The sequence below is a fragment of the Commensalibacter oyaizuii genome, assembly GCF_029953265.1.
GTDB lineage: Bacteria > Pseudomonadota > Alphaproteobacteria > Acetobacterales > Acetobacteraceae > Commensalibacter > Commensalibacter oyaizuii.
Genome location: NZ_JASBAO010000001.1, coordinates 1,487,081 through 1,499,285 on the forward strand (window position 1 = coordinate 1,487,081; position 12,205 = coordinate 1,499,285).

The 12,205-nt window shown below is 40.0% G+C and carries 11 protein-coding genes; 5 read left to right on the forward strand and 6 right to left on the reverse strand.

Features of this window, described 5'->3' with window-relative positions; translation table 11 throughout:
- The first annotated feature begins 140 nt into the window (after window positions 1-140).
- The 3 genes from QJV27_RS06670 (at window position 141) to QJV27_RS06680 (ending at window position 3,849) form a co-directional block, all read left to right on the forward strand.
- Window positions 141-1,208: a lysylphosphatidylglycerol synthase domain-containing protein gene (locus tag QJV27_RS06670; RefSeq protein WP_281448160.1), complete on the forward strand. Its 1,068-nt coding sequence runs from the start codon at window positions 141-143 to the stop codon at window positions 1,206-1,208.
- Between the two features lie 42 nt (window positions 1,209-1,250).
- Complete coding sequence (locus QJV27_RS06675; RefSeq protein WP_281448161.1) at window positions 1,251-2,141, forward strand: prephenate dehydrogenase/arogenate dehydrogenase family protein; 891 nt, start codon at window positions 1,251-1,253, stop codon at window positions 2,139-2,141.
- A gap of 85 nt (window positions 2,142-2,226) precedes the next feature.
- On the forward strand, window positions 2,227-3,849 hold the full coding sequence (locus tag QJV27_RS06680) for a PAS domain-containing hybrid sensor histidine kinase/response regulator (RefSeq protein ID WP_281448162.1): 1,623 nt from the start codon (window positions 2,227-2,229) through the stop codon (window positions 3,847-3,849).
- 47 nt (window positions 3,850-3,896) lie between these two features.
- On the opposite strand, the gene pyk is transcribed toward QJV27_RS06680, so the two are convergent.
- Window positions 3,897-5,342: a pyruvate kinase gene (gene pyk, locus QJV27_RS06685; RefSeq protein WP_281448163.1), complete on the reverse strand. Its 1,446-nt coding sequence runs from the start codon at window positions 5,340-5,342 to the stop codon at window positions 3,897-3,899.
- 87 nt (window positions 5,343-5,429) lie between these two features.
- Window positions 5,430-6,368, reverse strand: coding sequence for an SH3 domain-containing protein (locus tag QJV27_RS06690; protein ID WP_281448164.1), 939 nt, complete (start codon window positions 6,366-6,368; stop codon window positions 5,430-5,432).
- Between the two features lie 255 nt (window positions 6,369-6,623).
- Between QJV27_RS06690 and QJV27_RS06695 the strand changes: the two genes are divergently transcribed.
- The gene (locus QJV27_RS06695) at window positions 6,624-7,193 is read left to right on the forward strand and encodes a DUF2939 domain-containing protein (protein ID WP_281448165.1); all 570 of its coding nucleotides are present in this window, start codon (window positions 6,624-6,626) and stop codon (window positions 7,191-7,193) included.
- Here the strand turns inward: QJV27_RS06695 and QJV27_RS06700 are convergent.
- On the reverse strand, window positions 7,185-7,412 hold the full coding sequence (locus QJV27_RS06700; RefSeq protein WP_281448166.1) for a DUF3126 family protein: 228 nt from the start codon (window positions 7,410-7,412) through the stop codon (window positions 7,185-7,187). The two genes, QJV27_RS06695 and QJV27_RS06700, sit on opposite strands and share 9 nt — an antisense overlap.
- Before the next feature lie 154 nt (window positions 7,413-7,566).
- Here QJV27_RS06700 and QJV27_RS06705 point away from each other — a divergent pair, with 154 nt between their 5' ends.
- Window positions 7,567-8,124, forward strand: coding sequence for a hypothetical protein (locus QJV27_RS06705; protein ID WP_281448167.1), 558 nt, complete (start codon window positions 7,567-7,569; stop codon window positions 8,122-8,124).
- Window positions 8,125-8,129: 5 nt separating this feature from the next.
- Here QJV27_RS06705 and QJV27_RS06710 read toward each other — a convergent pair whose 3' ends face one another.
- The 3 genes from QJV27_RS06710 to odhB form a co-directional block, all read right to left on the reverse strand.
- Complete coding sequence (locus QJV27_RS06710) at window positions 8,130-9,128, reverse strand: L,D-transpeptidase (protein WP_281448168.1); 999 nt, start codon at window positions 9,126-9,128, stop codon at window positions 8,130-8,132.
- Window positions 9,129-9,206: 78 nt separating this feature from the next.
- Entirely contained in the window at window positions 9,207-10,907 is a 1,701-nt protein-coding gene (gene lpdA, locus QJV27_RS06715; RefSeq protein WP_281448169.1) for a dihydrolipoyl dehydrogenase, read from the reverse strand.
- 48 nt (window positions 10,908-10,955) lie between these two features.
- Entirely contained in the window at window positions 10,956-12,164 is a 1,209-nt protein-coding gene (odhB, locus tag QJV27_RS06720; RefSeq protein ID WP_281448170.1) for a 2-oxoglutarate dehydrogenase complex dihydrolipoyllysine-residue succinyltransferase, read from the reverse strand.
- Window positions 12,165-12,205: the final 41 nt, after the last annotated feature.

A 12,205-nucleotide genomic window follows, 5' to 3' on the forward strand; every position in this document is an offset into this window, starting at 1 on the left:
TAAATATAAAAATTTCCCATATAACGCTGAATCTGTTATTGAAAAGTGCGTTAGCCAGATATTGTAATTGATTCTACATCTAATTACTATGAAATCCATTCTGCAATCCTGCATTGCCACTAAATATAATACGGTCTATTTTGAAAAAAATTTCGATTATTTTATTTTTTTTAGGTCTCAGCCTAATTATCGGAGGAGCCGCTTGGATAGGAGCAGATAGTATATTTAAGTCTGTTTTCTCTATTGGCATTGGCAGATTACTTATTTTAACCCTGTGGCAGATCTTTGTTATTGTTATACTCAGTTGGGCTTGGCATGCCATATGCCCTGATTTAGGTGTCATTCGTTTATTTTGGGCACGCACCCTAAGAGAAGCCGCAGCGACATGCCTACCTTTTTCGCAAATTGGTGGAATTTTACTGGGAGTAAGGGCCGTCTGTTTTAAAGGATATCAATACATTAAAAATCCGAAAGATTTATCAACTGCCCAAGGGATTAGCTCAAATATCGTTGATATCACTACCGAAACATTAGGGCAGATTATATTTATTATTATTGGGTTGGCGGTTCTTCTAACGGGTGGATATCATACAAATTTACAGGATATCGACATCTTTGGCGCATCGATCAACCTAAAATGGGTTATTGTTTCAGGTGTAACAATCCTTATACTAAGCATGATCCCTTTTATTTGGACACAACGTCAAGGTAGTGCATTTTTCAAGAAAATTATTCATTTTCTAAGTAAAAATATTGCTCAACACTGGAGCAGCCAAATGGTTTCCAATGCTGACTCTTTACAAAATGCATTAGATAAAATTTGGTCCAGCCCTAACCGCGTCCTTTTAAGCTGCTTTATTCATTTTATTGGATGGATAGGAGGTGCAATTGGCACGTGGATATGTTATAGTTTCTTAGGTGCACAAATTAATTTTTTCGAAGCTTTATCCATTGAGGCATTGGTTTGTGTCGTTTTATCTGTTGGTTTTTTAGTGCCCGCCAGTGTTGGCATACAAGAAGGTGCATATGTTATTCTTGGAGCAATTTTCGGTATCGATCCCCACTTATCGTTTGGATTATCGATATTACGTCGTGCACGAGATATCTTAATTGGTATTCCTGCTCTTTTGTTATGGCAATTTGCTGAAATCAGATTTTTACGCAAACACCCAGAAGCAAAAAAATCCATGAATATCCCATCAAACTAAGGTTTGATATCCTTAAAATTTATATAATCAACGATATACTTTATGAACACTCCTATATTTAATCGCGTGGTCGTTATTGGGCCAGGACTTATCGGATCTTCTATTTTGCGGCGTATTCAAAAAGATCGCTCCATCGCATTATATACTGTTGCAGCAGATACAAACCCTCAGGTCTGTGAACGTGTAAGGGAGCTAGCCATTGCAGATGAGGTCTATCAAGATCCTGTACAAAGTGTCAAAGACGCAGATTGCGTTGTCCTTGCCATTCCCGTGGGTGCCATGGGAGAAGTTGCTAAAAATATTATTCCCCATATGAAAAAAGGGGCCATTTTAACAGATACTGGCTCGACCAAAGAATCTGTTATTAAAGCTATTGAACCCTATGTCACTTCAGACATTGTTTTTGTTCCCGCCCATCCCATGGCTGGAACTGAATTCTCTGGTCCTGATGCTGGATTTGAAAGCTTGTTCGAAAATCGTTGGTGCTTAATTACCCCAACACCCCATACAACCCAAGCAGGTATCGATAAAATTACAAAATTCTGGCAAGCCATGGGAACTAATATCCGTATTTTGGATATCAAACATCACGACAAGGTTTGTGCAATTGTCAGTCATCTGCCTCATCTAATTGCCTTTACCATATGTAATACCGCAGACAGCTTGGAAGACGAAGCCCGATCAGAAGTTTTGGACTATGCTGCTTCTGGTTTTCGTGATTTCACACGAGTTGCCTCCTCTGATCCAACTATGTGGCGCGATGTATTTTTAAATAATCGTGAAGCTATTTTAGAAATGTTGGCCCGCTTTACCGAAGATGCACAAGCAATGGCAAAGGCTATTCGTTGGAAAGACGAAGATTATATCACTCAAACCATTCAAAAAGGACGACGTATCCGTAAATCATTAATTGATAACAAACAATTGCAGTAACTTACTACAAATAACGCTGGTTCTCTTGTGTCATATTTTTTACTGTTGATTATTCCTTAATTATACGAATCGTCATTTTATTATAATGAAAACCTTTCTTTCCCATTCCCAGGCCCTCAGTGTAAAGCAACTGATTAATAGTTTTGAATGGGAAAAAAGCCCTTTGGGTGATCAGCAGTCATGGCCCAAAAATCTAAAGACCTTGTTATCTTTAATATTAAATACACCCGTGCCAATGGTCATTTATTGGGGTAAAACAAATATTACTTTATACAATGACGCCTATGCCCCATTAATAGGCTCGAAGCATCCAGCATTATTGGGACGACCGTTAATTGAAATATGGCCTGAACGAAAAAATCACTTTAATAAAATTGTTAGCGCCGTTTACCAAAAAGAGACAATTAAATATACCTCTGACTACAAAGCGCCAGGACAAGAAACACCACAAACCCTACAAAAAATTGACATCACTTTCAGTCCAATTTTGGACGATAATCATCAAGTCCAAGGTATTTTTAGTATCGTCACAGAAACACCAGCACAAACTTTACAAGGGGTCGAAAGTATCGAACAGCTAATTGGGGGATTAGCCCACGATTTTAACACATTACTGGGGGGTATTATCGGAAATCTAGAATTAATGAAGATGCGGATCGAACAAAACAAACTAGATATTCTTCCCCGCTATATAGATGCCGCACAACAATCAGCAACACAAGCCACTTCTATCACCCATCAGCTTCTCGCTTTTTCGAGACGACAAACGTTGGTTCCTCATATTACGGATCCAAATCATATTATCCAGGCATTAAGCGATCAATTTCATCAATTAGCCCAAGAAATTTTAAAGCAACCGATTAACCTACAAATCAAAACCGACCCAAATATTTGGTTTGTTTTTTGTGATCCTGAACAGTTAAAAAATGCGTTAATCCAGATTTTTACAAATGCATGCGAGGCAATTCATCCCTCTGTTGGACAAATCAGCATCAACAGTCAGAATGTAACTATCGCCCAAAGCCATCCGTTACGTAAATTTCTTAAACCTGACGATTATATTATTATAAATATAAAAGATAATGGTGAAGGCATGACCCCAGAGGTCATCAACCATGCTATTGATCCCTTTTTTACAACAAAGCCCTTAGGCAAGCGTGCAGGATTGGGTCTATCCATGGCTTATGGATTTGCTAAACAATCTGAAGGGCATTTAATGATTACGTCCCAACATCAGCAAGGAACAACGATCAGCCTATTCTTACCCCGTTACCATCGTCCTGTTATTATTGAAAAATTTTTCAACGACCCAGACAAAGCTAATTCTCCCAGTACGCTTGTTATCTCAGATGACAATCATTTATGTATGATGCTAAGTGAAAACCTAGAAGATTTAGGATACTTGATGAGTATCGCACAAACAAAAAAAGAAGTTTTTACATTATTAAAAGGAAATATTAACTTTAGTTTTGTAATCATTGATACGCGGTTATTAATACAACCGGAATCAACCCTGATTGCCGAAATTACGAAAGATTATCCTGATTTACCTATCCTATTTATTACTGGATATGAAGATAATCCCCCCGTGCATATCAAAAAATTAGTCAATGATACTAACTTTGTAATTCGTAAACCTTTAACCCATGCCTTGCTTGCAAATCAAATTGGGGCGATAGAAACACTGCGTAACTATCGCCTCGTTTAATAGATGTTAAAGAAAAGAAACCTCTCTTTAACAATAACTATTGAAAATTACTCTACATCAACAACACGAATTAAGTTAGTGCTTCCTGCTTGACCAAAAGGCATTCCTGCAATGACTACCATATGTTGACCTACCTTAACCACTTTGTATTCCTGGGTAATTCTTAGCGCTTCAGAAATCATTTGTTCAACAGTGCAAGCAGGGTCATCAACTTTGACAGAATGATAAGGATGAACCCCCCATACTAGTGCCATCTTTCTGGCAGATTCTGGTGTTGGCGTTACGCCAAAAATCATTGAATTTGGACGTTCCCTTGACATTCTTTGTGCAGTTTTACCACGTCGTGTAAAAGCAACAACAGCAGGTGTATCCAAAGTTTGGCAGATTTTCTGTGCAGCAGCAACAATCGCGTCTGCAACATTATTATGGGGTTGCTCGCGGGTTGCTTCCATTAATTTGCGCCATTCTTCATCTTTTTCAACACGCGCAATAATACGATTCATAATTGAAACGGCTTCTTTTGGATATTGTCCAGCTGCACTTTCAGCAGATAACATAACCGCATCAGCACCTTCGAATACCGCAGTTGCAATGTCAGAAGCTTCTGCACGGGTTGGTGTTGGAGAGGTAATCATACTTTCCAACATTTGTGTCGCAACAATAACGGGTTTACCCAAACTGCGGGCTTTACGAATAATTTTAATCTGAGCCAATGGCACTTCTTCTGGGGGCATTTCAACACCCAAATCACCACGGGCGACCATCACACCATCTGTCAATTCTAAAATAGAATCGAGATTTTGCATGGCCTGGGGTTTTTCCATTTTTGTTACAATCCAAGCACGACCATTGGAAATATCTTTTGCTTCTTGCACGTCTTCTGGACGTTGAACAAAGGAAAGACCAATAAAGTCAACCCCAAGATCCAAAGCAAATCTTAAATCTTTATGATCTTTCTCAGTCAATGCTGGAATTGGTAATACCATATCGGGAACATTTACCCCTTTATGATTAGACAAAGGGCCACCTACAACAACTTCTGTCTCTAAGTAATCTTTACCAACTTTACGAACAATCAAACACAACTTACCATCGTCAAGCAGCAAGCGACACCCTGGTTCAGCACTATTAATAATTTCTGGATGAGGCAGGCATACGCGTTCTTGGGTTCCTAGAGTCTTATCTAAATCTAAACGAAATGTCGCTCCTGTTTTCAAAACAACCTTACCATCTGCGAAATCGCCAACGCGTAATTTTGGACCTTGAATATCGGCCAGAACGCCAATAACCTTGCCTGTTTCTTTTTCTAGTTCACGAATGATATTGTAACGGGCAGCTTGTTCTTCATGAGAACCGTGAGAGAAATTTAAACGAAAAACATCAACACCGGCATAAAATAATGTCCGAATCATCTCTTTTGTTGAGGATGCTGGCCCCAAAGTAGAAACAATTTTTGTACGGCGACCTCTTAACAAACTAGATTTATCTGTCATGTCTTTAATTTCCTTATTTTCCAATTAATCTAAATAATTCATATCACTTAATAAAAATCACTATATGTAAACTCGATTCGAAATACTTTAATGAGCTTCTATATTTTCCTGAGGAAGGATTCCCCAAAGACGATTACGTGGTATCCAGCCAGTATATGACTTAATTGTTACTTTACACCACTCAGAGCCACTTGGACACTCTTTTATAGTTCCTACAACCCCAGGTTTTAAAACTGCCACTGGATTAGCACTTTCTTGGGGAGCATCCCGAACAATAACCGTTGCAGGCCCTGACTCGATGGACTGGGTGTTCGCCATATACCCTACGATACGGCTATCCATATGCTCATTTTTTTTCTTGTCTTTGTCTTTATTTTGTTTATTAGATGCTTCATCAGCAGTAGATAAAGGTGCCCCTGTAATAATAAAAGAGCGTCCCCCCGACAAAATAGCCAACTGAATCCAGCCTTTTTGACCATCTACGTCCTCGACCAACCGCCAAACATCAAATTCACGAAGGATTTTTACTGGCATGTGACGACGATAATAGGTCCAGATCACTGGATATCGTGTTCCCGGACCACTGCGCATATTCACCTCGTCTGCACGTAAAGACGCAAAACGAGGAATTGGCATTCCTGTCACGCTTCCTTTTTCAGCCTCGGCAGGGACCGCCGCTGCAGAAACAACAGGACTGCCCCCCTGAGGTGAAGGAGTTGTTGCGGTTGCAGCACCTACCGCCCCAGCTCCAACTACCGCGCCAGCCACAGGGGCAACGCCAGCCCCCCCAACAGCCTGAGTTTGAGCTGGAGCAGATGGTGGGAGAAGATTAGTTGTGGAAATATGGTGTTTAGCCTTCTTTCCTTTTTGGTGTTGATGATGTTGTTTTTCTTTGTGCGTTTGTGCCTGAACTTGTTCTGATGAAACAAAATTTACAGTCGCCAAAAGCAAACCAAATACAAAACATGAACGTATTCTACGTTTCTTTAGATCATGACGCGCCAATCCAGAAAAACAATATTCCATATTATCCTATCTCTCGAGAGTGTGACTTTTAACTTAAGTCACTTATAAAATTTGATTGTCTTATTATTCATAATATAAAAATGCGTTTATGTTAATATTTTACAGCAAGATTATTCCTGAAATTAACAATCCTTTAAAATCACTTTCTTAGATGATAATTTGACTATACTAAATATGATAGGTTCTATATTTATTTGTAACTAAAGATTCGTAAAATAGAGATGTAGCGCAATCATATCGAAAGAATGGGATAAAATGACTTTTCTCTCTTTTAAAAAATGGCGTTTTATCATTATCTTCAGTATATTGTGTGCGGGTTATATGATTTATCCATATGTGACTTTATGGTCTATTTCTAAATCATTGCAAACCCATAACACCCAAGCATTGTTAACTTATTTAGATTGGCGCTCTGTTAAAGAAAACTTGCAAAAAGATATTACAACGATTGCCCAAACTCCCCCACCTTCACAAGATGAACTTCCTGAATTTGGCGACTCTTTCGCCAATACAGCCATTTCGAACGTCGTGGAAGAATCAATCACGCCTAAACAGCTAGAAAAGATGGTTCATTATTTCATCAAACCCTCCCTTGCTGGTCAAGGATCTTTCGATTTGCAGTCTGCTATGCAAGCATTTGCATCAACCCACATACATTTTTCATCGCCAACAACCCTTCAGGCTTCGATCACGCTACCTCAAGAGAATGCTAGCTCTCCTGTTGAAATCACGATGAAATTTGAAAAATGGCAATGGAAAATCACTTCTTTTCACGTTTCCAAGCCATTAATGCTTCAATATCTTCAACAAGCAAACTTACAGTAAATCTTCTTGTAAAATTGTCAGGGAAATAGCATAAGAAACTTCCCCATCTTCCTCATCGCGATACACCGTACCAATAGATTCCCAATTTTTTCCATCTTGAACACATAATTCTACTGGCTGCCCTTCTCGTTTAGGTAGCACGATTTTTAGACGATCTGTACCTAACTTTTGATGTAAATATGCCTGCAGTTTTTCTATTTCTTTTGCATGAATTGTCATGGGTATCATTCACCTCATTATCTTAAATTAAAATTTAATATGCTTTAAAACAATATTTTGTTCATTTTATAACATTATTCTGCCACGTTTTTAAAGGAACAATCCCAATAAAATATCATGTTGTATTTTTCGAACAAATATTGGTGGAAAAATTATGATTCGTTTCATTCGTTACAGCGTTATCATTTTCCCTATTCTTTGCCTAACAGTCGTATTAAACTATACGCATGCAAACAAATTTTCTGTAGCTACATATGCTGCGCCTCATAGCAACGGTTCTACCTTACAGTCCATTACCCCGCAAAAAATGAATGAACGCCTTGCGATTGAGGGGCCTTATCAAACAATTAAGAAAATTGAACAAAACCATCAATGGCAATATATTTTTCAACAGATTAACCTTGGTAATCAACAATGGATCGAAATTACCTCACAACTGATTCCATATGTGGATAACTCTCTAAAAGCCAAATTTAATCACGCCTTAATCCAAGCACTGGCAAAAAATCCCCAAGCTGTATTGAAAGTTTTGACCCTAAACAATATATCTGCTGACAACACAAATCAAATTTGTAAAGCACAACATTTTACCCAAAGTAAACGTCAAAGCTTAATTAACGCCTTGCAGGCCATTCACTCTATTTCACTTATTTATCAACAACAGAATTGCCTACAACAATTGCAAAATATGCATTCTGCAAAATTATCTTAAAAAAATTAAGTTTGCTGTGAATCCTTTGTAAGAGATGAATCAACAATAACCAGCGCATCGCCTGCAATCGGACTAAATTGATGATCTTTTGATAGAATTGCCCTAAAACGCTTATCTTTCTGTGCTGCTTGATTATACAAAGCATCCATCAACCCATAACGATCAATAAATCTATTCATTGCCGTGGAAATACGTACGCACCCTTCAGAGGCTGGATGTCCTAAACGTTGTTCCAAATAGTCTGGATCTGTGGCGTGCATCTCTAAACGAATTTGACCAATCTCACGATTAGGTAACCATCCTTTTTGGGCCCACTGCCATCCAAAATCCCAAACACGCATCCCTTTGATACCATTACCGCGTATACCATTTTTATTTTTAGTACCCAAAGCACGATATCCTATACGCTCTGTTGTATTAATAAATACCCCAGTTGGGGTAATATAATACAATTTACGCCCCGTATTCCCAGTGGAAACACGACCACCACCCAATGCAATCCACTCCCCTTGCCCTTTAGGAAAGGCCAGTACGAAACATAATGCTTGTACTTTTGGATTACGATCAATCACAGTTAGAATTTGAGCGCGTTGAAGAGGAGGACCCGAACGTTCCATCTCATTTTTAGCCAAACGAATCCATTCTTGATTTTGCTTAGGCGTATAAATAATGGCATTAGGAACTGCCTTTTTTAACGATACCACCAATTTTTTTGCTTCTTGATAGGCTTCTTCTCGATCAAGCGATGGCAATGGAGGCAAATTATGCAATCCATCGCCTTTTTGAAACAAAGACGTATTTACGTAATCATTGAAATTAATATGGGTTTGGTTAATGTCCGTGCGATCTGATGGAACCAGACTGCGGGGTAAATCAACATCAGATTGCGCAATAGATGAAATATCATCTTGGACATTGAAAGAAGCAGGAACAGCATTAACATATGCAGGTGCTAATATCACCACAGTGCTTAAGACACGAATAGTAAACAAAGCACACTTCATTGCTTCTTCTCCAAATATTTTATCCACAGAACATGTACGCGAACGAAATATAAACTAAAAAGAATTATATTTAAACTACTACATGTGGATTGTTTTTTTCTGTGTCGCTAAAGCCGCTTCCTTCATAGATTCAGACAAAGTCGGATGCGCATGACAGGTCAAGGCAATATCCTCGGCCGAAGCACCAAAGGCCATAGCCAAGGCCGCCTCAGCAATCATTTCACTACAATGTGGCCCCATTAAATGCACGCCCAATACTTTATTGGTTCGCTTATCTGCTAATATTTTTACGAAGCCTTCAGTTTTTCCCATCGCCCTAGCACGGCCATTGGCACTGAAAGGGAACTTGCCAACACTATATTCAATCCCATCTGCTTTTAACGTTTCTTCAGTTTTGCCCACCATGGCAATTTCTGGTTCAGTATACACAACCCCAGGTATTAAGTCGTAATCTACATGTGGTTTTTGACCTGCCAAAATTTCAGCAACTGCTACCCCTTCTTCTTCAGCTTTATGAGCCAGCATAGGACCTGCAATAACATCCCCAATCGCGTAGATACCAGAAACATTGGTCTGGAACTGAGCATTGGTTTGAACCCGCCCACGATCATCTAAAGCAACGCCAACGGCCTCTAATCCTAGACCTTGGGTTACAGGTCTACGCCCTACCGAGACCAAGACTACATCGGCTTCTAAAGTTTCAGTTTTATCGCCTGCAACGTTAGAAATCGTGATTTGAACAGATCCATCCTGCTTTCTAACTTGCTCGACTTTGTGAGCCAGCTTTAGAACCATTCCTTGCTTTTGTAAGATTTTGGCAAAATTTGTCGAAACTTCTTTATCAAACCCTGGCAATAAACGGTCAAAATATTCAACAATCGTCACCCGTGCGCCCAAGCGATGCCAAACGCTACCCAATTCAACACCAATGACCCCTCCACCGATTACAACCATATGTTTTGGAACGGTTTCAAGCTGCAAAGCCCCTGTCGAAGTAATGATTTGTTTTTCATCAACTTCTATTCCTGGCAACGATGTGCTTTGACTTCCTGTAGCGATAACAATAGAACGTGCCGTGACCTCTTGACCATCGACTAAGATTTTTCCTGGTGCCTTGATAACGGCACTGCCTTTTAACCAGGTGATTTTATTCTTTTTAAATAGAAATTCGATCCCACTCACATTTGAATCAATAACTGACTGTTTGTGGCTGTGCATCTTAGCTAGATCTAATTGTACATCGTTAACCATAACCCCCAAACCAGCAAAATATTTATGCGCGGCTTCATATTGTTCAGAGGCATACAACAAAGCCTTTGAAGGAATACAACCTACATTCAAACACGTGCCTCCAAGCGTGGTTCTTTTTTCAACGCATGCGACCTTTAATCCAAGTTGGGCGGCACGAATAGCTGCCACATAACCACCAGGGCCCGCACCAATCACCACTAGGTCATAGTCAGTACCCGCATTTGGCTGTGTTATTGACGCAGAAACAGTATCAGCCACCGCAGGGGTAACAGTAGTTGAAGGTGCTTCCCCTTCATCTGCAAGCACAACAAGCAACGCGCCAACGGATACCTCATCCCCAGCAGCCACTTGATGCTGCCCTACAATACCAGAGGTCGGGGCCGGCACTTCTACATTTACTTTATCTGTTTCCAGCTCAACCAACGCTTCATCAGCGTTAACTCTCTCTCCAGGTTGTTTCAGCCATTTCGATACAACAGCAGAAGTAATACTTTCCCCAAGGACAGGTACAATAATTTCGACGGCCATGACGCTTACCTTTCTTCAATCAATAAACAGCATCTAAGGATTTTTGGATTAAACGTCTAATAATAAACGCTCTGGATGTTCAATTCGGTCCTTAATATGTACTAAGAAGCTCACCGCTTCTTTGCCATCAACAATTCGATGGTCATAAGACAGTGCCAAATACATCATAGGGCGAATAACAACCTGACCGTTTTCCGCAATAGGGCGTTCTTTGATGGCATGCATACCTAAAATCCCAGACTGAGGCATGTTTAAAATGGGTGTCGACATCAATGATCCATAAATTCCACCATTGGTAATAGAGAACGTTCCCCCCGATAGATCATTTAATTTTAATGTATTATTACGCGCACGTTGTGCAAATTCAATAATACTGCCTTCTATTTCGGCAAAGCTCATTTGATCAGCATCACGCAATACTGGCACAACCAATCCATTAGGACCACCAACAGCAATTCCCATATTCACAAAATTACGATAAATAACGTCTTCACCGTCTATTTGTGCATTAATCGCTGGGTATTCTTTTAATGCTGAAACCGTTGCTTTTACAAAAAAAGACATAAACCCAAGGCGGGCCCCTTCGTATTTTTTGTTAAATATATCTTTATATTCTTTACGTAACTGCATAACTGCCGACATATCGACCTCGTTAAATGTGGTCAACATCGCAGCAGTTTCCTGCGCCTCTTTTAAACGACGTGCAATTGTACGCCGTAAACGTGTCATCTTTACTCGCTCTTCACGTGGATCGTCCTGACGCGATGGCTTACCGGTATCAGCAACCGTTGCCTTGGCTTGCCCGCCACCAGATACGAAATTCACCACATCATCACGGGTGATACGACCGTCACGACCTGATCCTGTACCAATTTGAGCAGCGGACAAATTCTGTTCTTCCATCATTTTACGTGCAGCAGGCATGGGTTGATGATTGACCGATGACACATCGGAAGCAGAAGACGGAACATTTTTAGGGGCCTGTTGCGATTTTGATGCGACTGGGGGTCCTGAACCATTTCCCTCTTCAATTGTCGTTAGCGCAGCACCAACAGCAACCTCGTCCCCTTCATTAACTAGATGATTACCAACAATACCTGCCTGCGGGGCTGCAACCTCTACGCTGACCTTATCTGTTTCCAACTCGACGATCGCTTCATCAATCCCAACAGAGTCTCCTGGCTGTTTTAACCATCGTGCAATGGTTGCAACTGAAATACTTTCACCAAGCTGTGGGACTTTGATTTCCACTGACATTTTAAATTCCTTACCGCATCTTTAACTAAATATATGTATTG

Excerpts from the sequence above, each read along its gene's own strand:
- QJV27_RS06675 (WP_281448161.1), top strand. The coding sequence starts at position 1,251 with ATGAACACTCCTATATTTAATCGCGTGGTCGTTATTGGGCCAGGACTT.
- QJV27_RS06680 (WP_281448162.1), top strand. The coding sequence starts at position 2,227 with ATGAAAACCTTTCTTTCCCATTCCCAGGCCCTCAGTGTAAAGCAACTG.
- pyk (WP_281448163.1), bottom strand. The coding sequence starts at position 5,342 with ATGACAGATAAATCTAGTTTGTTAAGAGGTCGCCGTACAAAAATTGTT.
- QJV27_RS06690 (WP_281448164.1), bottom strand. The coding sequence starts at position 6,368 with ATGGAATATTGTTTTTCTGGATTGGCGCGTCATGATCTAAAGAAACGT.
- QJV27_RS06695 (WP_281448165.1), top strand. The coding sequence starts at position 6,624 with ATGACTTTTCTCTCTTTTAAAAAATGGCGTTTTATCATTATCTTCAGT.
- QJV27_RS06700 (WP_281448166.1), bottom strand. The coding sequence starts at position 7,412 with ATGACAATTCATGCAAAAGAAATAGAAAAACTGCAGGCATATTTACAT.
- QJV27_RS06705 (WP_281448167.1), top strand. The coding sequence starts at position 7,567 with ATGATTCGTTTCATTCGTTACAGCGTTATCATTTTCCCTATTCTTTGC.
- QJV27_RS06710 (WP_281448168.1), bottom strand. The coding sequence starts at position 9,128 with ATGAAGTGTGCTTTGTTTACTATTCGTGTCTTAAGCACTGTGGTGATA.
- lpdA (WP_281448169.1), bottom strand. The coding sequence starts at position 10,907 with ATGGCCGTCGAAATTATTGTACCTGTCCTTGGGGAAAGTATTACTTCT.
- odhB (WP_281448170.1), bottom strand. The coding sequence starts at position 12,164 with ATGTCAGTGGAAATCAAAGTCCCACAGCTTGGTGAAAGTATTTCAGTT.